The organism is Cupriavidus sp. 01L45, assembly GCF_056399885.1.
Genome location: NZ_JBFTSG010000022.1, coordinates 57,801 through 84,409, shown reverse-complemented (window position 1 = coordinate 84,409; position 26,609 = coordinate 57,801). Strand labels below are relative to the sequence as shown.

Sequence of the window (26,609 nt, the reverse complement as noted above, 5' to 3'; positions counted from 1 at the left end):
GGAGGTTGTGCCGGCCTCGCCATATCGTGAAATACAAGATTCATCACAAGACGGTTTACCGTTACGCCGAGCCGGTCCGGCGCAGCGTGCACGAACTGCGGCTCGCGCCGCGTTCGGGCCCGTTGCAGGCCGTGCAAGGCTGGCAGCTATCGGTGCCGGGCAACCTGTCCGAGGCCCGCGACGGCTTTGGCAATATCGTTCACAGCTTTACCGTGGCGGGCCCTGCGCATACGCTGGTGATCGAGGCAGGCGGCGTGGTGGAAGTGACGCCGCCCGCCGGCGGAGAAGTGCCGCTTTTCTGCGATGCGCCGCCGGCGGGCGAGGCGCGTGTCTCGCCGCTTTACTACCTGGGCAGCACGCCGCTGACCGCCGCGCATCCGGAAATGTTACGTTTTGCCTCGCCCTACCTGGCGGCGGGGCACGAGGTGCCGGCCCTGCTGGCTCTGGCCGGTGGCATAGCCGAGCGGGTGCGGTACAAGGCAGACAGCACGGATGTGGGCACGTCAGCCAGCGAGGCCTTCGGGCTGGGCAGCGGGGTTTGCCAGGATCAGGCGCAAGTGATGGTGGCATGTTGCCGCGCCCTCGGTATTCCGGCGCGCTACGTCAGCGGCTATTTCTACGACCCGGCGGCCTCCGAGTTGGCCAGCCATGCCTGGGCCGATGTCTGTGTGGACGTGGACAGGGAGCTGTGGTGCAGTATCGACGTGACGCACGCTTGCCTGAGCGACACGCGTCATGTCCGGCTTGCGGTCGGGCGTGATTACCGCATGGCCGCGCCGGTGAGAGGCATTCGCGAGGGCGGCAGCGGCGAGCAGCTGGCGGTCGAGATTGCCATTGCACCGCTGCAGTGAGCGAGGTGGTGCGAAGCGCACCAGGAATGGGCGTGATACGGTGTTCCAGCCGCGCAGGGGCGGCGCTAGAATGCGGCCTGGCTCCGGGCAGTGCGCCGGGCGGGGCCGTGCACCATAACAAGACGAGATCATGACGTACTGTGTAGCCATGCGGCTGGATGCCGGTCTGGTGTTCCTCTCCGATTCCCGCACCAATGCCGGGGTCGACGCGATTTCGACCGCGCGCAAGATGACTGTGTTCGAGGAGCCGGGCGACCGCGTGATGGTGCTGCTGACGGCGGGCAACCTGGCGATCAGCCAGGCGGTGCGCCAGATACTCGCAGAAGGCCGCGACGAGAAGCGCTCCCTGTGGACCGCGCGCGATATGTTCGAGGCGGCCGCCATCGTTGGCGACGCGGTGCGCCAGGTGCACAAGCACGATGCCCACGCCCTGCGCGAGGCTGGCATCGAGTTCAATGTGAGTCTGATCTTCGGCGGGCAGATCCGTGGCGAGCGGGTGCGCCTGTTCCATGTGTACGCGGCGGGGAATTTTGTCGAAGCCACGCCCGAGAACTGCTATTTCCAGATCGGCGAGGCCAAGTACGGCAAGCCCATCATCGATCGCGTGGTGGAACCCACGCTGCCGCTTGGCCAAGCCGCCAAATGCGCACTGATCTCGATGGACTCCACCCTGAAATCCAATATCTCGGTGGGCCTGCCCCTGGACCTGCTGGTCTACGAGGCCGATTCGCTGCGCGTGACCCGCTTCGTCAATATCGACGAGAAGAACGCCTACTTCCGCATGATCCGCGATACCTGGGGGCATCGCCTGCGCCAGGTCTTCGGCGAGATCAACGATCCGGAATGGGATGCCTGCGCCCCGGCGGAGTTTCCGCTGGCGCGCCAGGGCGAAGGCGACCGCTGGGGGCAGCCGGTGCGCGCCACGCGCGAACGCGCCGGCACCCAGGACTGAGGGCGGATATCCCAGATGCGTGACATCCTGCATTTTTCGCATGCCAACGGCTTTCCCGTCAGCACCTACCGCAAGCTGTTCGCAACGCTGGAAGACGATTTCGAGATCCGCGCCGTGGACCGATACGGCCATGACCCGAAGTTCCCGGTCACGCGAGAGTGGCCGCACCTCGTCGATGAGTTGCTGGCTTCCGTGGAGCAGAAGTACCGCGAGCCGGTGTGGCTGGTGGGGCATTCGCTCGGTGGCTTCCTGTCGCTGATGGCCGCGCTGCGGCGCCCGCAATGGGTGCGCGGCGTGGTGATGCTCGATTCGCCCGTGATCGCCGGCTGGCGTGCCGCCTTGCTAAAGGCCGGCCAGCGCTTCGGCCTGGACGAACGGCCCGGCCCCGCGGCGGTGACGCGGCGGCGCCGCACCCACTGGCCGGGTGCCGAGGCGGTCTGGGAACATTTCCGTTCCAAGCCGGTATTCGCGGCCTGGGATGAGGAGGTGCTGCGCGACTACGCCATGCATGGCACCGAGCCGACCGGCAACGACGCCGAGCGCCGCCTGCGTTTCGAGCGTGAGATCGAGTACCATATCTACCGCACCCTGCCCACCAGCCTGGGCTCGCGCGTTGCGCGCGGCGCGCCGGTGCCGGTCGGCTTTGTCGCCGGCACGCAGTCGCGCGAAGTGCGGCAGTGCGGGCTCGGCGCCACGCGCAAGCTGGTGGGAGAGCGCCTGCGCTTTATCGAGGGCGGGCATCTTTATCCGATGGAGCGGCCCGGCCAGACGGCCGGATTGATCCGCGATCTCGTCGGCGAAATGCGGGGCAATTCGCCCGCGGCCGCGCGTCCGTAGCCGGGGTCAGGCAGGGGCAGCAGCGAGGGCCGGGGTGCGAAGCGGCGAATGCGTCTCAGCGGTTGCCGGGCAAGGCGACTTGTCGCAAATGCGGCGCTGCAGCAGCCAGGCTCTCATGTATAATCCCGATTTCCCCGGCAAGCTCGGTTTATGACCAAATTCGTCTTCGTCACCGGTGGTGTCGTCTCTTCGCTCGGCAAGGGCATCGCTGCTGCTTCGCTCGCGGCCATTCTTGAGTCGCGCGGCCTCAAAGTCACCCTCCTCAAGCTAGATCCCTACATCAACGTCGATCCCGGCACGATGAGCCCCTTCCAGCATGGCGAGGTGTTCGTCACGGAAGACGGTGCTGAAACCGACCTCGATCTCGGCCACTACGAGCGCTTCGTCTCGGCCAAGATGCGCAAGTCGAACAACTTCACCACGGGCCAGATCTACGAGTCGGTGATCCGCAAGGAACGCCGCGGCGAGTACCTCGGCAAGACGGTGCAGGTAATCCCGCATATCACCAACGAAATCCAGGCCTTCATCGAGCGCGGCGCGGCTGCGTCGCACGGTGGCAAGGCGGACGTCGCGCTGGTGGAAATCGGCGGCACGGTGGGCGATATCGAATCGCTGCCGTTCCTGGAAGCCGCGCGCCAGATGAGCCTGCGCATGGGCCGCAACCACGCTGCCTTCGTGCACCTGACGCTGGTGCCGTTCATCGCCAGCGCCGGCGAGCTGAAGACCAAGCCGACCCAGCACTCGGTGCAGAAGCTGCGTGAAATCGGCATCTCGCCGACCGCGCTGCTGTGCCGCGCGGACCGCCCGATCCCGGACGAAGAGCGCGCCAAGATTTCGCTGTTCTCCAATATCCCGCAGGAAGCCGTGATCTCGGTCTGGGACGCGGACAGCATCTACAAGATCCCGCAGATGCTCAACGAGCAGGGCCTCGACCGCCTGATCTGCGAGGAACTGCGTATCGACCCGAAGCCGGCAGATCTCTCCATGTGGCAACGCCTGGTCAATGCCCAGGAAAATCCGCAGCATGAGATCACCATCGGCATGGTTGGCAAGTACGTCGACCTGACCGAGTCGTACAAGTCGCTGATCGAAGCGCTGCGCCACGCCGGCATGCATACCGCCACCCGCGTGAACATCGAGTACATCGATTCGGAAGAGCTGGAATCGGGCCACCTCGAAGTGCTCAAGCCGCTGGACGCCATCCTGGTGCCGGGCGGTTTCGGCAAGCGCGGCACGGAAGGCAAGATCCGCGCGATCCAGTACGCCCGTGAGAACAAGGTGCCGTACCTGGGCATCTGCCTGGGCATGCAGCTGGCCGTGATCGAATTCGCCCGCCATGTGGCGGCGATGGCCGATGCCAATTCGACCGAGTTCAACCTGGAAACCGAACATCCGGTGGTGGCACTGATCACCGAATGGGTCGACCGTGAAGGCAAGGTGGAGGAGCGCTCCGCCGAGTCCGACCTGGGAGGCACCATGCGCCTGGGCGCGCAGCGCGTACCGGTCAAGCCGGGCACCAAGGCAGCCAGGATCTACGGCGAAGAAGTCAACGAGCGCCATCGCCATCGCTACGAGGTCAACAATCACTATGTGCCGACGCTGGAAAAGGCGGGCATGGTGATTTCGGCTCGCACCCCGACCGAAGACCTGCCCGAGATGATGGAACTGCCGGAAAGCATGCACCCGTGGTTCGTGGGCGTGCAGTTCCACCCGGAATTCACCTCCACCCCGCGCGATGGCCATCCGCTGTTCAAGGCCTACGTGGAAGCGGCGCTGGCCAGCCAGCAGAGCAAGGCGGGCTGAGCCCCGGCACCGCAAGCAGGAGACTAGTGATGAAACTCTGTGGATTTGACGTTGGCCTGGACCGGCCCTTCTTCCTGATCGCCGGTCCGTGCGTGATCGAGTCCGAGCAGATGGCGCTGGATACCGCCGGCGAGCTCAAGGCGATCACCGGCGAGCTCGGCATCCCGTTTATCTACAAGTCCTCGTTCGACAAGGCCAACCGCTCGTCGGGCAGGACCTTCCGCGGGCTGGGCATGGAGAAAGGGCTGGAGATCCTCGCCACGGTCAAGCGCGAGATCGGTGTGCCGGTGCTGACCGATATCCACGAGATCGACGAGGTCAAGCCGGTGGCGGCGGTGGTCGATGTACTGCAGACGCCGGCCTTCCTGTGCCGTCAGACCGACTTCATCCGCGCGTGCGCGCAGAGCGGCCGTCCCGTCAATATCAAGAAGGGACAGTTCCTCGCGCCGCATGACATGAAGAACGTCATCGACAAGGCGCGCGACGCCGCGCGCGAGGCAGGGCTGCCGGAAGACAGCTTCATGGCTTGCGAGCGCGGCGTTTCCTTCGGCTACAACAACCTGGTCTCCGATATGCGCTCGCTCGCGATCATGCGCGAGACCGGCGCGCCGGTGGTGTTCGATGCCACGCACTCGGTGCAGCTGCCGGGCGGCCAGGGCACCAGCTCCGGCGGCCAGCGCGAATTCGTGCCGGTGCTGGCGCGCGCTGCCGTGGCGGTGGGCGTGGCGGGCCTGTTCATGGAAACGCATCCGGACCCGAGCAAGGCCATGTCGGACGGCCCCAATGCCGTGCCGCTGTCGCGCATGAAGGAACTGCTGTCCGTGCTCAAGGAACTCGATACGCTGGTCAAGCGCTCGGGCTTCCTCGAAGACAATTTCGGCTGGCCCGCGGCCTGCGCCTGAGCGCGCAGCGCCGTTGCCGACATGGCCGTCATCAGGCGGCCATGATCAGCCAAGTAGAATCAACACCATAAAATCACACGGAGATACGCCATGGCCAGCGGCTATATCATTGCCCACGTCGATGTCACCGATCCCCAGCAGTATGAAGAGTACAAGGTGCTCTCCAGCCATGCCATGAAGGTGCATGGCGCCGAGGTGCTGGTGCGTGGCGGCAAGACCGAGAAGCTGGAGGGCGACTGGGCCCCGACGCGCGTGGTCGTGCTGAAGTTTCCCAGCTATGACGCGGCAAAGTCGTTCCACGACAGCGAGGAATATCGCGCCGCGCGCAAGTCGCGCGAGCATGCCGCGCGCATGAACATGATCGTGGTAGAAGGCGTTTAGGCATTAATCAGCGCCCGTCAGCGGTAGTCCAGGGCATGGCGCCCGTGTAGTACGAAGTCATCAAGCATCAACAGTCCAAGAGGAATCCATGAGTGCAATCGTAGATATCATCGGTCGCGAAGTTCTCGACTCGCGCGGTAACCCGACGGTCGAGTGCGACGTCCTGCTCGAATCCGGCGTGATGGGCCGCGCGGCAGTGCCGTCGGGCGCATCCACCGGTTCGCGCGAAGCCATCGAGCTGCGTGACGGCGACAAGTCGCGCTATCTCGGCAAGGGCGTGCTGAAGGCTGTCGAGCATATCAACACCGAAATCTCCGAAGCCATCATGGGCCTGGATGCCTCCGAGCAGGCTTTCCTGGACCGTACCCTGATCGACCTCGACGGCACCGACAACAAGGCTCGCCTGGGCGCCAATGCCACGCTGGCCGTATCGATGGCCGTGGCCAAGGCCGCCGCTGAAGAAGCCGGCCTGCCGCTGTACCGCTACTTCGGCGGTTCGGGCGCGATGCAAATGCCGGTGCCGATGATGAACATCGTCAACGGTGGCGCGCATGCCAACAACAGCCTGGACATCCAGGAATTCATGATCATGCCGGTGTCGCAGACGAGCTTCCGCGAAGCCCTGCGTTGCGGCGCCGAAGTGTTCCACGCGCTCAAGAAGATCCTGTCCGACAAGGGCATGTCCACGGCGGTTGGCGACGAGGGCGGCTTTGCCCCCAACTTCGCTTCCAACGAAGAGTGCCTGAACACCGTTGTGCTGGCCATCGAGAAGGCCGGCTACCGTGCAGGCGAAGATGTCCTGCTGGCGCTGGACTGCGCGGCTACCGAGTTCTATCACGAAGGCGAAGGCCAGTACCACCTGGAAGGCGAGGGCCTGAAGCTGACCTCGACCCAGTTCGCCGACTACCTGGCCAACCTGTGCGACAAGTTCCCGATCGTGTCGATCGAGGACGGCATGGCCGAAGGCGACTGGGACGGCTGGAAGGTGCTGACCGACAAGCTGGGCAAGCGCGTGCAGCTGGTGGGCGACGACCTGTTCGTGACCAATACCAAGATCCTGAAGGAAGGCATTGAGAAGGGCATCGGCAACTCGATCCTGATCAAGATCAACCAGATCGGCACACTGACCGAGACCTTCGCCGCCATCGAGATGGCCAAGCGCGCTGGCTACACCGCCGTGATCTCGCACCGCTCGGGCGAAACCGAGGACAGCACCATCGCCGATATCGCGGTGGGCACCAACGCCGGCCAGATCAAGACCGGCTCGCTGTCGCGCTCGGACCGTATCTCGAAGTACAACCAGCTGCTGCGCATCGAGGAAGATCTCGGCGATATCGCCAGCTACCCGGGCAAGAGCGCGTTCTACAATCTGCGCTAAGCGCGTGTCATGCGCCGGCCGCGGCCGGCGCTGACGCAACTTCCTTTTCCGCTTAAGCGCCAGAACCCATGCGCCTGATCTCGTTGCTGTTGTTCGTGCTGTTGCTCGCCATCCAGTATCCCTTATGGCTGGGCAAGGGCGGTTGGCTGCGTGTGTGGGACATGGACAAGCAGGTGCAGGAACAATCGGCGCGCAACCAGTTGCTCAAGTTGCGCAATGCCAAGCTGGAAGGGGAAGTGAAGGACCTGGAGGATGGCACAGGCGCCATCGAGGAACGTGCCCGCTATGAGTTGGGCATGGTCAAGGATGGCGAGGTGTTCGTGCAGTTCGTGGCGCCCGCGCCCAAGGTCAGCGCCACGCCGCCGCTGCCGCCTCCGCCGAATTCCCCGGCGTTCAACCGCCACTGACGACTGGCGCCAGTTCCTGGGCAGAGTCTATTGACCTGCCGCACCTCAAGCGGCGCCCGGCAAACTCACCACCAATACGGATAGCCGCCCCAGCCCCGGTAGCCGGGGCTGCTGAAGCCGACTCCGCCGCCCCAGTGGCCACCGCCCCACCCTCCGTAATACAGGTTCCAGCTTGGATAGGCATAGGCTGCAGCCTGCGCCATGGCCTCGGCCTCTTGCTGGCGCGCGATGGCGGCTTCCTGCTCGCGCAGCACCTGTTGGTTCAGGGCGTCGAGCTTCTGCCTTTCTTCAGGGGTGAGGGGCGCCGGCGGAACACCGTTGGGCACCAGGCGCGCGGTCGGCGGCGAGCCGTTGATGTCGCGCGGCAACTCCGCGCAGCCGCCGCAGGCCAGCACTGCGCCGAGCAGCAAGACGCCGATCGTGCCCTGCGCGCGGACCAGGCGTGACGCTTTGCACGCTGCGGCGACGGCGGACGGGGTTGAAGGCAAAGCGGACATGGTGACTCCCTGACTCTGGTAGGTCGCTGATGCTTGGACCGCGGCGGAGGGCGTAAAGGTTCCTCGTGGGGTTCCTTCCGAGCCGCTCCGCCTTACCGCGTTGCAGTTTAGTGTTGCTGCGCCGCACCGTCACCGGCGCCGGTAGCGACGGGGGCCGGCGCAAATAGTTGCGCGCAGTCAACCGGATCGAAGTGATATTGCTGGCCGCAGAAATCGCACTGGATCTCCACTTCGCCGCGTTCGACCAGGATGTCCTCGATTTCCACGCGGCCCAGGTTTTGCAGCATGCCAGCCACCTTGGCACGCGAGCACGAGCACTGGAAGTGCGGCGTGAGCGGCTCGAATACGCGCAGACCGGTGGCTTGCAGGTCTTCCCAGAAGAGGCGGCGCAGCAGAGTATCGGGCGTTTCGGCCAGGAGTTCTTCGTCCTTCAGCGTGGCGCCGAGCTGGCAGGCGCGGTCCCAGGTGTCCAGGTCCTGCGCGCGGCCGGTGTCCGCCAGCGGCACGCCGGTTTCGCCGACTTCGGCGGGCGCGCGCCCGGCATGGCCTTCCAGCGTGCCACCGTAGGACGGCAGCTTCTGCAGCAGCATGCCGGCGGCAACTTTGTCGTCGGCGGCCAGCCACAGCCGGGTGTCGAGCTGCTCGGACGCTTGCATATAGTGTTCGAGCACGGCAGTCATCGACGCCATCGGGCCGTGTGCATCGGCCAGCGGCACGATGCTCTGGTACGGCTGCTGTCCGGGTAGCTTGTCCTGCGGGTCCAGCGTGATGGCGAAGCGGCCGCGGCCGTTGATGTTGACGAGGTCCGCCAGCGTGGCATCGTCGGCCAGCGCTACGCCTTCGGCTAGCTTGGCGGTCGCCCGCATCGACAGGTCGGACAGGCATTCCACCACCAGCATGCGCACCGGGCCGTCGCCGTGCACTTGCATCACCAGCGCGCCGTTGAACTTCAGGTTGGCCGAAAGCAGGGCGGCGGCGGACATCATTTCACCCAGCAGGCGGCGCACCGGCGCCGGGTAATGATTGCGGCGCAGTACTTCCTGCCAGGTGGTCTGCATGCGCACCAGTTCGCCGCGAACGGGGGCCGCGTCGAACAGGAATTTCTGCAGGGTGTCGGGGGTGGTGGTGTCAGTCACGATGATCCGTCGGTAAATCGGTGCGGGCGTCGCGGCGCCTTAGTCGATGCGTTTGAGTTGCGTCTTGTACATGGCCTGGCGCGTGGCGTAGGTCTCGGCATTGCGGTACAGGTTGGCCACATCCTGCTCGGTGAGTTCGCGCACCACCTTGGCCGGCGCGCCCAGGATCAGCGAACGATCCGGGAATACCTTGCCTTCGGTGACCACGGCCCCGGCGCCGACCAGGCACTCCTTGCCGATCACTGCACGGTTCAGGATCACCGCCTGGATGCCGATCAGCGAGCCTTCGCCCACCGTGCAGCCATGCAGCATGGCCTGGTGGCCGATCGATACCTTGTCGCCGATGGTCAGCGGGCAGCCGGGGTCGGTGTGGAGCACGGTGCCTTCCTGCACATTGCTGGACTCGCCCACCACGATCGGTTCGTTGTCGCCCCGGATCACCACGCCTGGCCAGACGCTGGCGCGCGCCTTGAGCGTCACGTTGCCGATGATGGTAGCCTCCGGCGCCACATAGGCATCCGGATCGATGGTGGGGGCAACGTCGCCGAGCTGGTAAAGCGCCATGAGGTCTCCTGCACAAGTTCGTATGGGTATATGGGGTTTGCCGCCAGGCTTTAAAGGGTCGCGGGCGGCCTGGCATGGAGCGCCACCCGCCGGGCCCTACAATGGCGGCAAACCGGATTTTACGCTTATGCCAGCAAACCTTCCCGATGCCGCCTCTCCTGGCGCCCCTGACCCCGATCGCGGCGGCATGCCGCTTGCCGCACCTGGCTCTTTGTCCGGCGTGGCGGTGCCGTCCTTGCGCCGCCAGGCGCTTGCCATCCTCTGTTTGAGCGATGCGCACGAGAAGGCCGCGGCCACACGCCGGATGCGGCTTGCGGGCGAAGCCATGGCGCCGGAGGCCCTGGGCATCGGCGAGGCGATCTCGGCCGAACTGCCGCTGCCCGGCCGGCCGCCGCTGCCCGAACTGGTGGCGCCGCAGCGGGTCGAGCGGCGGCGGTCCATCCATATGCCCGCCGGGCGCGCGGCGCTGATCCACGCGCTTGCGCATATCGAGTTCAACGCCATCAACCTGGCGCTGGATGCCATCTGGCGATTCGATCTGATGCCGGTAGCCTTTTACCTGGACTGGCTGCGAGTGGCCGACGAAGAGGCGCTGCATTTCAGCCTGCTGGCGCGGCACCTGGCCACGCTGGGTGCGCATTACGGCGATTTTCCGGCGCACAACAGTCTTTGGGAGATGGCGGACAAGACCGCCGGCGATGTGCTGGCGCGCATGGCGCTGGTGCCGCGCACGCTGGAGGCGCGCGGCCTGGATGCCTCGCCGCCGGTGCGGGCCAAGCTCGCAGCCGCGGGCGATCACGAGGCCGCCGCAATCATCGACATCATCCTGCGCGACGAGGTGGGCCACGTAGCCATCGGCAACCGCTGGTACCGATGGCTATGTGCCTCCCGTGGCATGGACCCCGTCACCACCTACGCCGAACTGGCCGCACGGTACCAGGCACCGCGCCTGCGGCCGCCCTTCAACCTGGCAGCGCGCCGCGCGGCGGGTTTCGACGAAGATGAGCTGGCGTGGCTGGAAGGACAGGCCAGTCAGTTGTATTCCGTCACCACGACATAGCCCTGCTTGATGCCGCTACCGGGGCCTGCCGTGAATTGCACGGGCACGGTAAAGGCGCGCGCGGTCGTCAGCTGGACTACCCGGCCAGGCAGCAGCGGCAGGGAGGCAGACTCCGCGGAATGGGCGCCGTTTGCCGGGCAATTTACCGATGCGGTCCCGCTCGTGCCGAGTTGCGTATTGCAGGGGGGCGCAACGATGGCCCCCCGGAAGTGGATCACACCATCCGCGCCCCACGCGGATGCCGAAAGCAAAGCACTCGCCAGGGCCAACGGCAGCCGATGCGCGAAGCGGTGGGAGGCGGCGCGGCCGGTGCTTGCAAGCGTGCTCATTGTGATCTCCAGTTCGTCATTAAGTTGAAGCACATTGGGAAATTTCTGTGTGCTCATTGGGAACTTTATTTCCCGGGATTGGGAAAAACAATCAAGATAATCCGAATTTTCCTAATTCCTTTTTTGCATTACTCTGCTAGGTCAGGTTGCAAAATGGGCTGCTATCCGCCATGTAGTTGCCCCCGGGATATAGGAACAACCCTAATTAAAGGGACGAAAAGAAATGGGTCCGATGGGCTTTTATAGGAGTGATCCTATAAATTTCTCGGAAAAAATAAGCTGTCATGGATGACCCCTCCTGCGACTGGAACGTGTGGCCCGATCTGCCGATCGGGATGCGCCATTGCAATGCGCTCCGCATGTCCTTGCTAACGTCAGATTCGGCAAAAACTTGACTGCCGGGAGGGCGGCGAAAAGCATGCCGGCGATCGGTGGTCCGCGGCGCTGCAGGTTAAGCAGGCCGGGCGCTGAGGGGCAGGGCCTGGGGGGGGGATTTGACGGGTAGGGACGGGGACGGGTGCGAGCCTTGCGGCGGCACCCGCCTGCCAGTGCTACGGGCGCGTTGGCGCGCCGCGCCGGGCTTCGATCTCGCGCAGTACGCGCCGCTGGATCTTGCCGGTGGTGGTCATCGGCAACTGGTCGAGGAACTCGATCGCCTTGGGATATTCATACGGCGCAAGCTGGCCGCGCACATGCTGCTGCAATTCGGCGACCAGTTCAGCGTCGGCCTGCGCTGAGCGGGCGACTAACGGCACCAGTACGATGAACGCCTTGACCACCGCGCCGCGCTCCGGGTCGGGGGAAGGCACCACGGCGCAATTCGACACGGCGGGGTGCTTGAGCAGGCAGTTTTCGATCTCGCTCGGCCCGATGCGATAGCCGGAGGACTTGAAGACATCGTCGGCGCGGCCCTGGTACCAGAAGTAGCCGTCCTCGTCGACGCGCGCAAGGTCGCCTGTGCGGCACCAGCGCAAGCCGTCTCGCTCCAGGTACTTGTCCGCGGTGGCCTCCGCGTTGCGCCAGTAGCCGAGGAAGAACACGGGGTCGGGATGGCCGTGGCGGTCGGTGCTGCACACGGCAATCTCGCCGTCTTCGCCCGGCGGACAAGGCTTGCCCTCGTCGTCGACCACGGCGAGGCGGTGGCCGGGGTAGGGCCGCCCCATCGAGCCCGGGCGCGCGGGCCAGCCGGGCTGGCCGTCGTCGTTCTGGGCGGTGCAGTTGCCCACGATGTAGTTGATCTCGGTCTGGCCGAACATTTCATTGACGACCACACCGAGCGCGTCGCGGCACCAGGCGAACACGGTTTCCCCTACGGCTTCGCCTGCGCTCATCAGCGCGCGCAGGTGCAACTGGTAACGCTCGCGCGGCGCGGGGCAGGTTTTCATCATCTGCTTGAGCGCGGTGGGAAAGAGGAAGGTATTGGTGACCCGATAGCGCTCCATCAGTGCGAAGGCAACCTGCGCCGAGAACCGCCCCTGATAGCCGACGATGGGCTTGCCGAAATACAGCGCGGGCATCAGTGCATCCCACAGGCCGCCGGTCCAGGCCCAGTCGGCCGGGCTCCAGAATACGTCGTCCGCCTGCGGGAACCAGTTTTGCGAACAGACGAAGCCAGTGAGATTGCCGATCAGTGCGCGGTGCGGGATCAGCGCGCCTTTCGGCGGCCCGGTGGTTCCGCTGGTGTAGATCAGCACGGCGGCCTCGTCGGCCTTGGTCTGAACGGCGGTAAATTCCGGTAGCTCGGCGGCCAGCAGCGCGTCCCAGTCATGCTCCGCGCGGCCCACCGCGCCGCCAACACCGATCACCGAGGCCAGCGCCGGGCACTCCGCGCGCGCCGCCAGCACATTGTCGATCGCTGTTTCATCGGCAATGGCCACGCAGGCATCGCTGTGCCGGAGCCGGTAGGCCAGCGCTTCCGGTCCGAACAGCATCGACAAGGGCGTGGCGATGGCGCCGAGCTGATAGATTGCCATCTGTGCAACCACCGTCTCGATGCGCTGGGGCATCACGATGCCGACGCGGTCTCCCCGCGCCACGCCCAGCGTGCGCAGCGCCCGCGAGAGGCGGTCCGCCTCGGCCTGGATGTAGGCGTAGCTGTAGCTGGCGCGGCGCCCGTCCTCGTGTTCGGTGTGGACCGCCACCCGGTCCGCGGTGGCGGGAGCGCGCGCCCAGCGGCTACAGCACACGTCGGCGAGGTTGAAGTGCTCGGGCACCTGCCAACGGAATTCATCGTAGAGCGCGCGATAGTCGTCGCGGCGGCTGGCGGGCAGGGCGGGTGCGGCCATGCTGGGTCTCCTGGTTTGCGCTCGATATTGCGCGGATGCGTGCCGGGCCGGCTTGCCGCTATAATCCACACAAACGAACGATCGTTCTATTTTTTTGGCTTCCCCGTTGTCGCGGGTGAAAGCGTCCGCCACGAAAAGGCACCCGGGGAGACACCATGACAATAAGAGAAACCTCGCGCTCGGAATTTATCACGTTGCGCGGCCTCAACATGCACGTACGGCACTGGGGCCAGCCCGGTGCGCCCACCTTGTTCCTGCTGCATGGCTGGATGGATGTGGCCGCCTCGTTCCAGTTCATGGTGGATGCGCTGGAGCGCGACTGGCGTGTCATTGCGCCCGACTGGCGCGGCTTCGGCCAGACCGATTGGCCCACACGCTATCCCGGCACCGAGTCCTACTGGTTTCCCGACTACATTGCCGATCTCGAGGCCGTGCTCGATCATTACCAGCCGGACCAGCCGGTGAACCTGGTGGGGCATAGCATGGGTGCCAACGTCGCCTGCTTCTATGCCGGCATCCGTCCCGAGCGGGTGCGCCGCGTGGTCGACCTGGAGGGGTTTGGCATGACGGGCACCCGCGCCGAGCAGGCGCCCGGTCGCTATGCGCGCTGGCTGGACGAACTGCGGCAGCGCCAGCCGCTGAAGACCTATGACAGCGTGGAGGCAGTGGCGGCGCGGTTGCAGAAGACGAATCCGCGCCTGCCGGACGATCGCGCGGCGTTCCTGGCCAAGCACTGGTCGGCCAGGAACGCCGAAGGCCGCTGGGAAATCCTTGGCGACGCCGCCCACAAGATGGTCAATCCCGTGCTGTACCGGCTGGACGAAGTGATGGCGATCTGGGCAAAGGCCACCGCGCCGGTACTGCATGTGGAAGCGCGCGACTCCCAAACGCTCAGCCATATTGCAAAGGGGCAGCCGCTGGAGGAGTTCAAGCTGCGCTTCAAGGCGTTCCGGGATTTCCGCGAGGCCATTGTCGATGACGCCGGCCATATGCTGCATCACGACCAGCCGCGGGTGGTCGCCGGGCTGGTCGAATCGTTCTGCGCGTAATGTCCGCTGGCGCCATGCCGCTACGCTCAGGCGTGCGTCAGCTTTTCCTTGAGCGTGGCGTTGTTGCTGGTGTGCACGTGCACCAGCGCCTTTTCGGGGAAGGCATAGTGATAGGCGCGGCGCAAGGCCAGCGCGGCCTCGTGGAAGCCCGACAGGATGAGTTTCTGCTTGTTGGGATAAAACGCGATATCGCCGGCGGCGAAGATGCCGCGCCGGGAAGTCTCGTAGGTGGTGGTATCCACCACGATACGGCCGGCGCGCATGTCGAGGTCCCATTGGGCGATCGGGCCGGGTTCGGAGACCAGGCCATAGAGCGCCACCAGTTCGTCGGCCGGCAGGCTGACGGTGTCGTCGCGGGCGCGGATATCGACGCCGGCCAGGGTGTCGCCCTCGGTTTTGAGCGCGCCCAGCATGCCTACCACGAAGTCCATTTCGCCGGCGGCCACCGCGGCCCGCATTTCGGCCACCGTGCCGTCGGCCGCGCGAAAGCCCTCCCGGCGGTGCACCAGCGTGACGCGCGCTGCGATCTTGCGCAGCGCCAGCGCCCAGTCCAGCGCGGAATCGCCGCCGCCGGCCACCACGACGCGCTTGCCGGCAAAGCGCGCGGTATCGCGCACGGCGTAGTGCAGGTAGCGGTCCTCCAGCGCGGCGGCTTCGGGCAGCGCCACGCGCTGCGGGGCAAAGGCGCCAGCGCCGGCGCAGATCAGCACGGCCGCCACGTCGAAGCGCTTGCCGTTGTCGGTGGTGACCAGCAGGCGGTGCGGGTGTTCGTGGCCGGGCGGGCGAGCGGTGGCCGTGGCGTGCGGTGCGGGCGGAATTTCGGCAAGGCCGTTGGCGCGTTCGTTGAAATGCATGGGAAACGCGAACGGCGCGCATTGTTCGAGCAGGCGATCGACCAGGTCTTGCGCCAGGCAGCCGGGCACGGCAGGGATGTCGTAGATCGGCTTTTCCGGATACAGCTCGGTGCACTGGCCGCCGGCGCGGTCCAGCACGTCGATGAGCTCGCACTTCAATCCCAGCACGCCCGCCTGGAACGCGGCGAACAGGCCGACCGGGCCCGCGCCGACAATCAGGACGTCGGTACGGATCACTTCGGATGGGGCGGCGCCATCGGCAGCATTGCGGGTTTCGGGCGTGGCGGAGTCAGTGGCGTGGATCGGCATGGCTTGGCAGGCAGCGCGCGCGGCGCCGCCAGGGGGGGAGGATCGTCAGGCCACAACTATACCGCGCGGGGCGGCGCTCCATGCCTACGCCAGTGTTGGCGGCAGGGCTATCGGCCTGCCCGCGGGCGTGGGTTGTGTGGGCTAGCCCACGTGGCCGCTGGCGCGGGAGTAACACACGATTAACGCGGAATATGCGCGGGAGTAGAATAGACACATGCAAAATCCACACGCAATCAACGCAGACCTGCATTGCCATTCCACCGTATCCGACGGCATGTTGTCGCCCAGGGACGTGGCCGCGCGCGCGCGCGCCGGCGGCGTGGCGTTCTGGGCGCTGACGGACCATGACGAGGTCGGCGGACAGGCCGAGGCGCGCGCCGCTGCCGAGGCGCTTGGCATGCATTATGTGCCGGGGGTGGAGATTTCCGTGACATGGGCCGGCCAGACCGTCCATATCGTCGGCTTGCAGATCGATCCGGCTTGTCCGGCGCTGGTTGAAGGCCTGGCGGCGACGCGCTCCGGTCGCGCGGCGCGGGCGCAGGATATCGGCGAGGCGCTGGCCGCGATCGGCATCGAGGGCGCCTACGCGGGCGCGCTGCAGCATGTCGGCAATCCCGACCTGATCTCCCGCACGCATTTTGCGCGCTGGCTGGTGGAGCAGGGGCGGTGCAAGACCATCGGCGACGTGTTCAGCGATTACCTCGGCGAAGGCTGTCCGGGTTTTGTGGGGCACCGCTGGGCCAGGCTGGCCGATGCCGTGGGATGGATCCAGGCGGCAGGCGGCATTCCGGTGATGGCCCACCCGGGGCGCTACAACTACACGCAACTGCAGCATGATGCGCTGTTCGACGAGTTCAAGCAGCTCGGCGGGGCCGCGGTCGAGGTGGTCACTGGCAGCCATACGCCGGACCAGTACCGCCGCTACGTCGATGTCGCGCATCACTACGGCCTGCTGGCTTCCCGCGGCTCGGATTTCCATGGGCCGGGCGAAGGCCGGATCGAGCTGGGCTCGCTGCCGCCGCTGCCGTCCTCGGTCACGCCGGTCTGGCATGACTGGTAAGCCGCGCCGGCCCGTACCATGCGCCCCATTCGCTTCTCCCCATCGCAGAGCTGGCCCGGAGTGCGCGCGGTATTCGCCCCAGGCCCGCGACCGTTTTCCCCTGGCCCGCCTATGTCCCAATATTTTGAAATCCATCCGCTCAACCCGCAAGCCCGCCTGATCAAGCAGGCCGCGCAGATCATCGGGCAGGGCGGGCTGATTGCCTTGCCAACCGACTCCAGCTACGCGCTGGCCTGCCGGCTGGACGACAAGGCTGCGGTGGAGCGGCTGCGCCGCCTGCGCGGGATCGACGACAAACACCACCTGACGCTGATGTGCAGCGACTTGTCCGAACTGGGCAACTTCGCGCGCGTGGACAACCGGCAGTACCGCTGGCTCAAGGGCGCCACGCCCGGCCCCTATGTGTTTATCCTGGAAGCCACCAAGGAAGTGCCGCGCCGGCTCTCGCATCCCGCCCGCAAGACCATCGGCGTGCGCGTGCCCGAGCATGCCATCCCGCTGGCGCTGCTGGCCGAAGTGGGCGAACCACTGATCTCGGCCACCCTGCAACTGCCAGGCGACGAGGCCCCGCTCAATGAGCCGGAGGTGATTCGTGCCCGGCTGGAAAAGCTCCTGGAGCTGGTGATCTGCGGCGGCGCCGCACCGGCGCAGCCGACCACCGTGATCGACCTTACGGGCGGGGAGCCTGAACTGGTACGGCAGGGAAGAGGCGACATCGAGCGTTTCGGCCTTTGATCCCGACTTGCCATCGCCGCGCGGCGCCGCTTTGGCGGCGGGCGCACTTTCCCGCGTCCCCGGTACAATAGCGCCCCATGGATTCCTCCCTGATTCAGACCATTGCGGTCTATGCCCTGCCGGTCCTGTTCGCCATCACGTTGCACGAGGCCGCGCACGGCTATGTGGCCAAACTGTTCGGCGATAACACTGCCTATGCGATGGGCCGCGTCAGCATTAACCCGGCGCGCCATATCGATCCCATCGGTACCATCGCGGTGCCGCTGCTGCTCTATTTCATGACGAGCGGCCAATTTGTGTTCGGCTACGCCAAGCCGGTGCCGGTTGCCTTTGACCGCCTGCGCAACCCGCGCTGGCACGGCATGTGGGTGGCCCTGGCGGGTCCGGGCAGCAACGTGCTGCAGGCCTTCCTGTGGGCGCTGGTGGCGATCGGGCTGGTGCTGGGGCAGGTGCAGGAGCCGTTCTTCAGCCAGATGGCGCGGGCCGGCGTGCTGGTCAACCTGGTGATGGCGGCCTTCAACCTGTTCCCCGTGCCTCCGCTGGACGGCGGCCGCGTGCTGACCGCGCTGTTGCCGCGGCGGATTGCCCATGCCGTGTCGCGCATCGAGCCCTACGGCATCTTCGTGGTGCTGGCGCTGGTAGCCGCGGGCGTGATCACCAAGGTGTGGATGCAGCCGGTGATGGGGGCCCTGAGCGGGCTGGTGCAGCTGATGCTGCAGCCTGTCCTGGCACTGGTGCAGTAAGCCGGGCGGGCATCCGCGCTGGCGGCAAAACCGGATACGAGTACCAGTACCGATTCCCCATAAAAACAGACAGACATGTTCCCCGATCGCGTTCTTTCCGGCATGCGGCCCACCGGCGCGCTGCACCTGGGCCACTATCATGGCGTACTGAAAAACTGGGTCCAGCTGCAAGCCGAGTACCCCTGCTTTTTCTTTGTGGCAGACTGGCATGCGCTTACCACGCACTACGAGTCGCCCGAAGTGATTGGCGAATCGGCGTGGGAGATGCTGGTCGACTGGCTCGCCGCCGGGGTCGATCCCGAACGCGCCACGCTGTTTATCCAGAGCCGCGTGCCCGAGCATGCCGAGCTGTTCCTGCTGCTGTCGATGGGCACGCCGCTGGGCTGGCTGGAGCGGGTGCCAACCTACAAGGACCAGATCGAGAAGCTCAAGGAGAAGGATCTCTCCACCTACGGTTTCCTTGGCTATCCGCTGCTGCAGGCCGCCGATATCCTGATCTATCGCGCCGGCCGCGTGCCGGTGGGCGAAGACCAGGTGCCGCATGTGGAGATCACGCGCGAGATCGCGCGCCGCTTCAACTATCTCTATGGCCGCCAGCCGGGCTTCGAGGAGCGGGCGCAGGAAGCCGCCAGGAAGCTGGGCGGCAAGCGCGCCAAGGCCTTTCTCGAGCTGCGCCGTGCCTATCATGAACAAGGCAAGGAAGAGGCTCTGGCAGAAGGCGGCGCGCTGGTGGCCCAGTCCCAGAGCCTGTCCGCCGAGGATCGCGAATTGCTGCTGGGCTATCTGGGCGGTTCGCGCAAGACCATCCTGGTCGAGCCGCAGGCGCTGCTGACCGCGGCTTCGCGGATGCCGGGGCTGGACGGCCAGAAGATGTCGAAGTCCTACGGCAACACCATCCGCATGCGCGAGGACAAGGCTTCGGTGGAAAAAAAGGTGCGTACCATGCCGACCGATCCGGCCCGTGTGCGTCGCACCGATGCCGGCGAGCCGGCGCGTTGCCCGGTGTGGCAACTGCACCAGGTCTACTCGGATGTGCCCACGCGCGAGTGGGTGGAGCAGGGTTGCCGCAGCGCCGGCATCGGCTGTATCGAATGCAAGCAACCGGTGATCGAGGGCATCCTGCGCGAGCAGCAGCCCATGCTGGAACGGGCGCAAAAGTACATGGACGACCCCGCGCTGCTGCGTGATATCGTCGCGCACGGCTGCGACAAGGCCAGCCAGCTGGCGCGCGAGACCATGCGGGACGTGCGCTCGGCCATGGGCCTGGGGTACCGGTGAGCACGGCGGCGGGAGTGGCTTCACACGCGCCACTGGGCGTGCCGTCGCCGTGGGTGACGCGCTGGGCGCACCTGGTGCGCCCGGGCGGCCGGGTGCTCGACCTGGCCTGCGGCAGTGGTCGCCATGCCGTGTGGTTCGCCAACCGGGGTCATGCCGTGCTCGGCGTCGACCGCGATCCGGCCGTGCTGGCGGCGCTGGCCGCTTCCACGGGTGGAGTCGCCACCCGCATGGCCGACCTGGAGCAGGGCACCTGGCCGCTGGCCGATGCGGCGCCCTTTGACGCGATCGTGGTGACCAACTATCTGCACCGGCCGCTATGGCCCCATCTGCTCGATGCCCTGGCGCCGGGCGGCGTGCTGCTCTACGAAACCTTTGCCGCCGGCAACGAAACCGTGGGCAAGCCTTCCAACCCGGATTTCCTGCTGCGGCCGGGTGAATTGCTGGAGGCCGTGCGCGGCACGTTGCGCGTGGTCGGCTTCGAAGATGGTATCCTGCAAGTGCCTAAAACTGCCTTCGTGCAGCGGCTTTGCGCAGTCAGGGAGGATGGTGGAAATACGGGGGGCAATGCGCCGCCCCGTTATCCTTTGCCAGGCTGAAGTGCGGCCCGGGCTATTTGCCTGCCAGGTCGGCGAGACCTGGACTTCACGCGTTGAACTGCCTTGGGATTTGCCCGGTCGAAGGTGCGGTCGGAAGGCCTGAGGTATCCGGTACAATCGCGGTATTCGTTTCTCGAATTCTCAAACGTTATGACACAGATTAACGGCAGCATCGTCGCAATCGTGACGCCGATGCAGGAAGATGGCAGCCTGGATTTCCCGGCGCTGCGCGCCCTGGTCGACTGGCACGTCGCCGAGGGCACCGATGGCATTGTGATCGTCGGCACCACCGGCGAATCGCCCACGGTGAACGTGGATGAGCATTGCGAACTGATCCGCGTCGCCGTGGAGCAGGCCGACAAGCGCATCCCGATCATTGCAGGCACCGGCGGCAACTCGACCAAGGAAGCGATCGAGCTGACCGCGTTCGCCAAGCAGGTCGGCGCCGACGCGTCGCTGCAGGTCGTGCCCTACTACAACAAGCCGACGCAGGAAGGCATGTACCGCCATTTCCGCACCATCGCGGAAGCCGTGGACTTGCCTGTGGTGCTGTACAACGTGCCCGGCCGCACCGTGGCCGACATGCAGCATGACACCATCCTGCGCCTGGCGCAGGTGCCGGGCATCATCGGCGTGAAGGAAGCGACGGGCAATATCGACCGCGCCGCGCAACTGATCAAGGATGCGCCGGAAGGCTTCGCCATCTACAGTGGCGACGACCCCACCGCGATTGCCCTGATGCTGCTGGGTGGCCATGGCAATATTTCCGTCACGGCCAACGTGGCGCCGCGCAAGATGCATGAATTGTGCGTGGCAGCCCTGAAGGGCGATGCGATTACCGCGCGTCGCATCCATATGGAACTGGTTGAGCTGAACAAGGCGATGTTCGTCGAAGCCAACCCGATTCCCGTCAAGTGGGCGCTCCAGCAAATGGGCAGAATGCAGGGCGGTATCCGCCTCCCGCTCACGCCGCTGTCACCGGATTACCACGACGTGGTGCGCAAGGCGCTGTCGAATGCCGGCTTGCTCGGCTGATCGCACCGTGTTTTGCCGTCATCCCATCAACTAGGATTGCGTGTCAATGAAACTCAAGCTTAACCGCCACGGCGCAACGCAAGTTAGCCGTGCCGCCTTGGTCTTGCCCGTGCTGGTGGCGAGCGCGATGACCGGTTGCAGCAGCATCAACGATGCCATGGCGCCCGACAAGATCGACTACAAGTCCGCCGCCAAGCGCACTTCCACGCTGGACGTGCCCCCGGATCTGACCAAGATCGAAGGCGATCGCCGCTATTCGGTGCCGGACCAGAACGGCACCTCGACGCTCTCGACGTATAACCAGTCGAACAAGGTGGCGCAGCAGCAGTCAGGTACCGAAAACGTGCTGCCGTCGACGCAAGGCATCCGCATGGAGCGCGACGGCAACCAGCGCTGGCTGGTGATCAGCAATGGCATGCCGGCCGACAAGCTGTGGCAGTCCCTGCGTGAATTCTGGCAGGAGAGCGGTTTCCTGCTGGTGCAGGACTCGCCGGAGACCGGCATCATGGAAACCGACTGGGCCGAGAACCGCGCGAAGATCCCGCAGGATTTCATCCGCAATACCATCGGCAAGGTTTTCGATGGGCTGTACTCGACTTCCGAGCGCGACAAGTTCCGCACCCGCCTGGAGCGCGCGCAGAACGGCAATATGGAGGTCTTCATCAGCCACCGCGGCGCGCAGGAACAGCTGACCGGCATCGACAAGTCGAACACGATCTGGACGGCGCGTCCGTCCGATCCTGAGCTTGAAGCTGAATTCCTCTCGCGCTTCGCGCAGCGTCTGGGCGTGCAAAAAGAGCAGGCTGATCGCATGGCCAAGAGCGGTGCCGCCCCGGCGCCTGCCGCTGCTGCGGCCCCAGCCGCCGCCGCCGGTACCGCCAAGGCATCCAGCGCCAACGCCAACCTGACCCAGGTGAACGGCACCCAGGCGCTGCAGCTGGCCGAACCGTTCGACCGCGCCTGGCGCTCGGTCGGGCTGGCGCTGGACCGCGTCAATTTCACGGTGGAAGACCGTGACCGCGCCCAGGGCCTCTACTATGTGCGCTATGTCGACACGCGCGATACCGTGGACAACCGCGGCTTCTTCTCCAAGCTGTTCACCAAGACCGGCACCGAGGACAGCAAGAAGGCCAAGAAGTACCGCGTGGCGCTGAAGGGCGACGGCACCGGCACGACCGTGACGGTACAGAACGATGCGGGCCAGCCGGAAGGTACCGAAGTCGGCAAGCGCATTCTTACGCTGCTCGACGAGCAACTGCGCTGACCGGAGTGCAGGTCGCGCAAGACTACCCGCGGCGCCCGGCCGCGGGGTGGCCCCGCAAGTTGTCCGGGGAGGCTGGCGCATGATGCGCTTCGCCTTCCTCGGCAGCGGCAGCGAGGGCAATTCCCTGTTGATCGAATCGCAAGAGGGCACCACCACGACCCGGGTGTTGCTCGATTGCGGCTTTGGCATCCGCGAAACCGCGCGGCGGCTGGAGCGGCTCGGCGTCGCGCCGGACCAGCTCGATGCCGTGCTGGTCACCCACGAGCATGGCGATCATGTCGGCTCGGCGTATTCCTTCGCTGCGCGCCACGACGTGCCGGTGCACACGAGTCACGGCACCTGGCTGGCCACCTCGCATATGCGCGGGGCGGACAAGGCCGATGTACGCGTCTGCTGCGCCGACCATCCGCTGGTCGTCGGCGGCATCCACATCCTTCCGTACACGGTACCGCACGATGCGCGCGAGCCGCTGCAGTTCGTGCTGAGCGATGGCGATGCCCGGCTTGGCGTGCTGACCGATGCGGGCATGGAGACGCCCTATGTCACCGCCCGGCTGGCGGGCGTGCATGCGCTGGTGCTGGAGTGCAACCACGATCGCGAAATGTTGCGGAATTCGGCCTACCCGTATTCGCTCAAGCGCCGCATCGGTGGCGATTTCGGGCATCTGGCAAACGAAGTCGCTGCCAACATCCTGGCAAGCGTGGCACACCCGGGGCTGCAGCGCGTGGTCGCGGCGCACCTGAGCCAGCAAAACAATACAGGGGAGCTGGCCACCCAGGCGCTGGCAGCGGTGCTGGGCACATCCGCCGGCGAAATCCTGGTGGCGGACCAGCATGAAGGCCTTGATTGGCAACCGGTCAGGGCCTGAGGCGGGGTGGCGCGGATGGCCGGTCCGTCGTTGTGATGGCGACGCCCCTGGACGAAATATGGACGAAAAAAAGCCGACCCGAAGGTCGGCTTTTTTATCGGTGGAGACCGATTACTGCTTGGCAGCTGCGGCCGAAGCGTCAGCGGCTGCGCCGGAGGCTTCAGCGGCTGCGCCGGAGGCTTCAGCGGCTGCGCCGGTGGCTGCAGCAGCCGAGGTTGCTGCGCTGGAAGCAGCAGCCGTTGCGTCAGCAGCGGCAGCCGATGCTTCGGCAGCCGGTGCCGGAGCAGCGGCTTCTTCCTTCTTGCCACAAGCGGCGAGAGCAACGGCGGCGAGCAGCGATGCGATCAGGAGAGACTTCTTCATTGTTCGTCCTTTAACTTTAATAACAGAAAAACAGGCGATGAATAATTACCGGTAATTATCGCTCTTGAACTGCAAAATAGAGGCTCTCCCGGGTGCCGACAAATGCAGTGGTACACAGTACTAGCCAGCCGACGATTATATCCGCGTTTTCCCGGCTTGTGTAGCGCTCTCTTTTGCTGTTTTTGCTTGTTACGGATTATTACAGGGCAGATGGTGCAAATTGCAGCCATCCTTCCAGCGTCCAGTGATGAAAAGTCTCCATCAGGTCCGGCAAATCCGCGCAGGCGGCCACTTCCGCGGCGCTCAGGCAGCGGTGGTCCGCCAGCTGCCGCAGCCAGCGCGCCAGCGCGCCGGGCGGTTCGTAGGCTTCCCCATTGATAAAGAAATGGGTGCGGTCATACAGGGCAATTGATCCCGGCGCAAGCACGATGCCGTGCGCCAGGGCGAGTTTGTTGTATTTCTTCAATGTGATTTCGGGTATTTCCGCAAACTCGACGCTCGGCTTGGGTTCGGAGAGATGCGCGCCCAGAAACTCCGAGACCATGCCACCCGACCAACGCAGGGCACTCAGCCGTTCGGTCACGGCACGCACCATCTGGGCCGGCAGTTGGGCTGGATGTGCCGTGGCCGCCTCACCCGGATCGGCATAGCGGCCGCCCAGATCCTCGTTGTCCTCGACCGTTTCCGACAGCCATGCCAGGAAGTGCCCTGCCAGCTCGCGGTAGGCGGGGGCCCGGAAGCCGATCGAGTAGGTCATGCACTCGCCCTCGGCGACGCCGTCGTGGGCATACTGGGGTGGCAGGTAAAGCATATCGCCCGGCTCCAGCACCCATTCCTCTTCCGGGGTGAAGTCCGACAGGATCTTCAGGGGCAGGTCCGGGACGAGGTCGAGCTTGGCCTGGGACGAGATGCGCCAGCGGCGCCGGCCCGATACTTGCAGCAGGAATACGTCGTAGGAGTCGAAGTGCGGGCCCACGCCGCCGCCATCGGTGGCGTAGCTGATCATCAGATCGTCCAGGCGCGCATCGGGGGCGAAACGGAATTGTCCCAACAAAGCCGCGGCTGCACTATCGTGGAGGTTAACGCCCTGCACGAGCAAGGTCCATTGGCGGGCTTTGCGCGAGGGCAGGTTATCGGCGGCGAAGGGGCCTTGCTCAAGCTTCCAGCGGTTCCGGAAGTGCGATATCAGGCGCGACTCGACGTCGTCGCGGTCGGCTAGTTCGAAAAGCGACTCGCGCGATACCGGCGGCTCGATTCCCGGTACCGCTTGTCGGATCAGCAGGGGTTTGCGTTGCCAGATATCGCGCATGAAAGCGGCCGGCGTCATGCCTCCCAGCAAGGCGAGTGGCGCGTCGGGATCGACGGGGCCGGGGGGCAAGGCCTGCGCGTATAATGCGGAATCGTTCATGGAGTCAAGAATTGAAAATCGCTAAGAACACGGTGGTATCCGTGGTGTACAAGCTGTCGGATGCGCAGGGCAATCTGATCGAGGAGTCGGATGAGCCGATGGTTTACTTGCACGGCGGATATGATGGCACGTTCCCCAAGATCGAGGAAGCGCTGGAAGGCCATGAATCCGGCTTCGAAACCCAGTTGCAGCTCGAGCCCGAGGAAGCCTTCGGCGACTACGACGCCGACATGGTGAAGGTCGAGCCGCGCGACCGTTTCCCCGAGCCGCTGGAAATCGGCATGCAGTTCGAAGGCGTGCCGGAAGACGGCGATGACGAGGACTCGATCATCTACACGGTGACCGACGTCGCGGAAGACAAGGTGGTGCTGGACGGCAACCATCCGCTGGCGGGCATGGCACTGCGTTTCTGGCTGCAGGTGGCCGAAGTGCGCGAAGCTACGGCCGACGAAGTGCAGCACGGCCACGCGCATGGTGCCTCGGGCATCGAAGTCGTGGACGAGGATGAGGACGACGAAGGCGATAGCAGCCGCACCCTGCACTGAGTGCGAGGCGCGCGCGAGACCTCGCGGCAGTACCCACGAATAAGCCGGCCTTGCCGGCTTTTTTGTTGGGCTCGCGGCATTGGATTTACCCGATGCGCCCGATGCGTCTTTACTCCGCTTCGGGGCCATCCTTGAGCGTGACTTCGAACAGAGACGGCGAACCAGGGGTGATCGCCAGTTCGGCGTACTGGCCGGGAGCGCCGCTGGGCAGGACCACGCGAGAGACGTTACGCAGTGTCTTGCCGCCGGCATCCTTGAGCGGCCTGTCGATGCCGAAGCCGCCGGCGCCGGTGTGCACCAGCAGGACCTGGCCCCGATAGCGGCCGGCCAGCTCCCGCAACTGCCGCTTGAACTCCAGGAAGCCGTCGCGCGCGCGGCGGCGCAGGAAGCCATCGAACAAGGAAGGGTTGCCGCGCTGTTCCCAGCCGTTGCCGAACTGCGGGTCGGCATGCGCCAGCACCACGATGCCGGGCAGGTTGCGCTGCTGCGCCAGCGAAAAAGCGCGCGCCAGCCACTGGCGGTTGGCCTCGCGGCGATCCTCGAACTCGCCGTTGCGACCGCCTTCCGAGCGGTAGTGATTATTGTCGCCAGGCAGGTTCAGGCCCACCAGCATCACATTGCCGGCGCTCCAGCGCACGTTTTCCCGATAGCTGCGGAAGGTGGCCTGGTCGGATTGCCGCGTCAGCGGCAGGACGCGCTGGCCAAGCGTGGTATCCGCCGGGTAGAACAGCTCACGCAGCCGGTTCAGCCGCTCCACGGCATCGAAGCGGCCGTTCGCGGCGCGTTGGCATTCCGCCCAGTCGGTTTCGCCGGGCAGGTAGACGAGCGGCAGGGGCGACTGGTCGAGCAAGCGCTGGCGAACGGTGAGCAAGGCATCGCCGCAGGATTCGGTGTCGCCCTTGATCCCGCCCAGATGGACGACGAAATCGAGACGGCGCGCGGCCACGAAATCAAGCAGGCGGGTGGTGCCCGTCTCGGCAGCCGGCCACTGCGGCTGATCGGCAATCAAGGCGACGCGCACCATCTCGGCAGCCGGGCCGCGGGCGCGGTCAGCCAGCGCCTGGCCAGGCAGTGCCTGCAGCGCCATCAATATGCCCAGCGTGGCAATCCGCGCCGGGCC

General features: G+C 65.6%; 28 protein-coding genes. 20 read left to right on the top strand and 8 right to left on the bottom strand.

Annotated features, from left to right (window positions below; all coding sequences use genetic code 11):
• Positions 1–26 precede the first annotated feature (26 nt).
• From AC1DT6_RS17085 to ftsB, 8 genes are all read left to right on the top strand, one after another.
• The gene (locus AC1DT6_RS17085; protein WP_441630034.1) at positions 27–851 is read left to right on the top strand and encodes a transglutaminase family protein; all 825 of its coding nucleotides are present in this window, start codon (positions 27–29) and stop codon (positions 849–851) included.
• Between the two features lie 130 nt (positions 852–981).
• Positions 982–1,803, top strand: coding sequence for a proteasome-type protease (locus tag AC1DT6_RS17080; protein ID WP_200876673.1), 822 nt, complete (start codon positions 982–984; stop codon positions 1,801–1,803).
• Positions 1,804–1,818: 15 nt separating this feature from the next.
• Positions 1,819–2,640 (top strand): alpha/beta fold hydrolase, encoded by an 822-nt coding sequence (locus AC1DT6_RS17075; protein WP_441630036.1) that lies wholly within the window; start codon positions 1,819–1,821, stop codon positions 2,638–2,640.
• 150 nt (positions 2,641–2,790) lie between these two features.
• The gene (locus tag AC1DT6_RS17070; RefSeq protein ID WP_045238051.1) at positions 2,791–4,443 is read left to right on the top strand and encodes a CTP synthase; all 1,653 of its coding nucleotides are present in this window, start codon (positions 2,791–2,793) and stop codon (positions 4,441–4,443) included.
• Between the two features lie 29 nt (positions 4,444–4,472).
• Positions 4,473–5,345, top strand: a complete 873-nt coding sequence (kdsA, locus tag AC1DT6_RS17065; RefSeq protein WP_441630039.1) for a 3-deoxy-8-phosphooctulonate synthase — start codon at positions 4,473–4,475, stop codon at positions 5,343–5,345.
• A 90-nt stretch (positions 5,346–5,435) separates the two neighbouring features.
• Entirely contained in the window at positions 5,436–5,726 is a 291-nt protein-coding gene (locus AC1DT6_RS17060) for a DUF1330 domain-containing protein (RefSeq protein ID WP_150983857.1), read from the top strand.
• Between the two features lie 88 nt (positions 5,727–5,814).
• A complete protein-coding gene (gene eno, locus AC1DT6_RS17055; RefSeq protein WP_441630041.1) occupies positions 5,815–7,104 on the top strand; it encodes a phosphopyruvate hydratase in 1,290 nt (429 codons plus the stop codon).
• 68 nt (positions 7,105–7,172) lie between these two features.
• The gene (ftsB, locus tag AC1DT6_RS17050) at positions 7,173–7,511 is read left to right on the top strand and encodes a cell division protein FtsB (RefSeq protein ID WP_035859184.1); all 339 of its coding nucleotides are present in this window, start codon (positions 7,173–7,175) and stop codon (positions 7,509–7,511) included.
• Between the two features lie 65 nt (positions 7,512–7,576).
• On the opposite strand, the gene AC1DT6_RS17045 is transcribed toward ftsB, so the two are convergent.
• The 3 genes from AC1DT6_RS17045 to AC1DT6_RS17035 all read right to left on the bottom strand — a co-directional run bounded on the left by AC1DT6_RS17045 (position 7,577) and on the right by AC1DT6_RS17035 (position 9,708).
• Positions 7,577–8,008, bottom strand: coding sequence for a hypothetical protein (locus tag AC1DT6_RS17045; RefSeq protein ID WP_441630043.1), 432 nt, complete (start codon positions 8,006–8,008; stop codon positions 7,577–7,579).
• A gap of 107 nt (positions 8,009–8,115) precedes the next feature.
• Complete coding sequence (hslO, locus tag AC1DT6_RS17040) at positions 8,116–9,144, bottom strand: Hsp33 family molecular chaperone HslO (RefSeq protein WP_441630045.1); 1,029 nt, start codon at positions 9,142–9,144, stop codon at positions 8,116–8,118.
• 39 nt (positions 9,145–9,183) lie between these two features.
• Positions 9,184–9,708 carry a gamma carbonic anhydrase family protein gene (locus AC1DT6_RS17035; RefSeq protein ID WP_006160208.1) on the bottom strand — a complete coding sequence of 175 codons (525 nt, stop codon included), beginning with the start codon at positions 9,706–9,708 and terminating at the stop codon, positions 9,184–9,186.
• Between the two features lie 127 nt (positions 9,709–9,835).
• Here AC1DT6_RS17035 and AC1DT6_RS17030 point away from each other — a divergent pair, with 127 nt between their 5' ends.
• Positions 9,836–10,768 (top strand): ferritin-like domain-containing protein, encoded by a 933-nt coding sequence (locus tag AC1DT6_RS17030; protein WP_441630048.1) that lies wholly within the window; start codon positions 9,836–9,838, stop codon positions 10,766–10,768.
• Here AC1DT6_RS17030 and AC1DT6_RS17025 read toward each other — a convergent pair.
• Both AC1DT6_RS17025 and AC1DT6_RS17020 read right to left on the bottom strand, forming a co-directional pair.
• Entirely contained in the window at positions 10,741–11,097 is a 357-nt protein-coding gene (locus AC1DT6_RS17025; RefSeq protein ID WP_441630050.1) for a hypothetical protein, read from the bottom strand. The genes AC1DT6_RS17030 and AC1DT6_RS17025 overlap by 28 nt on opposite strands.
• Before the next feature lie 551 nt (positions 11,098–11,648).
• Complete coding sequence (locus AC1DT6_RS17020; RefSeq protein ID WP_441630052.1) at positions 11,649–13,382, bottom strand: acetate--CoA ligase; 1,734 nt, start codon at positions 13,380–13,382, stop codon at positions 11,649–11,651.
• 155 nt (positions 13,383–13,537) lie between these two features.
• Between AC1DT6_RS17020 and AC1DT6_RS17015 the strand changes: the two genes are divergently transcribed.
• Complete coding sequence (locus AC1DT6_RS17015) at positions 13,538–14,431, top strand: alpha/beta fold hydrolase (protein ID WP_441630054.1); 894 nt, start codon at positions 13,538–13,540, stop codon at positions 14,429–14,431.
• Between the two features lie 26 nt (positions 14,432–14,457).
• Here AC1DT6_RS17015 and AC1DT6_RS17010 read toward each other — a convergent pair whose 3' ends face one another.
• A complete protein-coding gene (locus AC1DT6_RS17010; RefSeq protein ID WP_441630056.1) occupies positions 14,458–15,594 on the bottom strand; it encodes an NAD(P)/FAD-dependent oxidoreductase in 1,137 nt (378 codons plus the stop codon).
• Positions 15,595–15,808: 214 nt separating this feature from the next.
• On the opposite strand from AC1DT6_RS17010, the gene AC1DT6_RS17005 reads away from it, so the two are divergent.
• The 9 genes from AC1DT6_RS17005 (at position 15,809) to AC1DT6_RS16965 (ending at position 23,591) form a co-directional block, all read left to right on the top strand.
• Positions 15,809–16,654, top strand: a complete 846-nt coding sequence (locus AC1DT6_RS17005) for a 3',5'-nucleoside bisphosphate phosphatase (protein WP_441630058.1) — start codon at positions 15,809–15,811, stop codon at positions 16,652–16,654.
• A 111-nt stretch (positions 16,655–16,765) separates the two neighbouring features.
• Positions 16,766–17,389 carry an L-threonylcarbamoyladenylate synthase gene (locus AC1DT6_RS17000; protein ID WP_276289521.1) on the top strand — a complete coding sequence of 208 codons (624 nt, stop codon included), beginning with the start codon at positions 16,766–16,768 and terminating at the stop codon, positions 17,387–17,389.
• A gap of 77 nt (positions 17,390–17,466) precedes the next feature.
• Positions 17,467–18,132 (top strand): site-2 protease family protein, encoded by a 666-nt coding sequence (locus tag AC1DT6_RS16995; RefSeq protein WP_441630060.1) that lies wholly within the window; start codon positions 17,467–17,469, stop codon positions 18,130–18,132.
• Between the two features lie 75 nt (positions 18,133–18,207).
• Positions 18,208–19,410, top strand: a complete 1,203-nt coding sequence (locus AC1DT6_RS16990) for a tryptophan--tRNA ligase (protein ID WP_441630062.1) — start codon at positions 18,208–18,210, stop codon at positions 19,408–19,410.
• Positions 19,411–19,424: 14 nt separating this feature from the next.
• The gene (locus tag AC1DT6_RS16985; RefSeq protein WP_441630063.1) at positions 19,425–20,006 is read left to right on the top strand and encodes a class I SAM-dependent methyltransferase; all 582 of its coding nucleotides are present in this window, start codon (positions 19,425–19,427) and stop codon (positions 20,004–20,006) included.
• Positions 20,007–20,156: 150 nt separating this feature from the next.
• Entirely contained in the window at positions 20,157–21,041 is an 885-nt protein-coding gene (dapA, locus tag AC1DT6_RS16980; RefSeq protein WP_045238036.1) for a 4-hydroxy-tetrahydrodipicolinate synthase, read from the top strand.
• A 46-nt stretch (positions 21,042–21,087) separates the two neighbouring features.
• Entirely contained in the window at positions 21,088–22,305 is a 1,218-nt protein-coding gene (gene bamC, locus AC1DT6_RS16975) for an outer membrane protein assembly factor BamC (protein WP_441630065.1), read from the top strand.
• Positions 22,306–22,384: 79 nt separating this feature from the next.
• Positions 22,385–23,173: an MBL fold metallo-hydrolase gene (locus AC1DT6_RS16970; protein ID WP_441630067.1), complete on the top strand. Its 789-nt coding sequence runs from the start codon at positions 22,385–22,387 to the stop codon at positions 23,171–23,173.
• 58 nt (positions 23,174–23,231) lie between these two features.
• Positions 23,232–23,591, top strand: a complete 360-nt coding sequence (locus AC1DT6_RS16965) for a hypothetical protein (protein WP_441630068.1) — start codon at positions 23,232–23,234, stop codon at positions 23,589–23,591.
• Between the two features lie 144 nt (positions 23,592–23,735).
• Here the strand turns inward: AC1DT6_RS16965 and AC1DT6_RS16960 are convergent, their stop codons facing one another.
• Positions 23,736–24,944 carry a ribosomal protein uL16 3-hydroxylase gene (locus AC1DT6_RS16960; protein WP_441630069.1) on the bottom strand — a complete coding sequence of 403 codons (1,209 nt, stop codon included), beginning with the start codon at positions 24,942–24,944 and terminating at the stop codon, positions 23,736–23,738.
• Positions 24,945–24,955: 11 nt separating this feature from the next.
• Here AC1DT6_RS16960 and AC1DT6_RS16955 point away from each other — a divergent pair, with 11 nt between their 5' ends.
• Complete coding sequence (locus tag AC1DT6_RS16955; protein ID WP_276289530.1) at positions 24,956–25,489, top strand: FKBP-type peptidyl-prolyl cis-trans isomerase; 534 nt, start codon at positions 24,956–24,958, stop codon at positions 25,487–25,489.
• 109 nt (positions 25,490–25,598) lie between these two features.
• Here the strand turns inward: AC1DT6_RS16955 and AC1DT6_RS16950 are convergent, their stop codons facing one another.
• The gene (locus AC1DT6_RS16950; protein ID WP_441630085.1) at positions 25,599–26,576 is read right to left on the bottom strand and encodes a hypothetical protein; all 978 of its coding nucleotides are present in this window, start codon (positions 26,574–26,576) and stop codon (positions 25,599–25,601) included.
• Positions 26,577–26,609 lie beyond the last annotated feature (33 nt).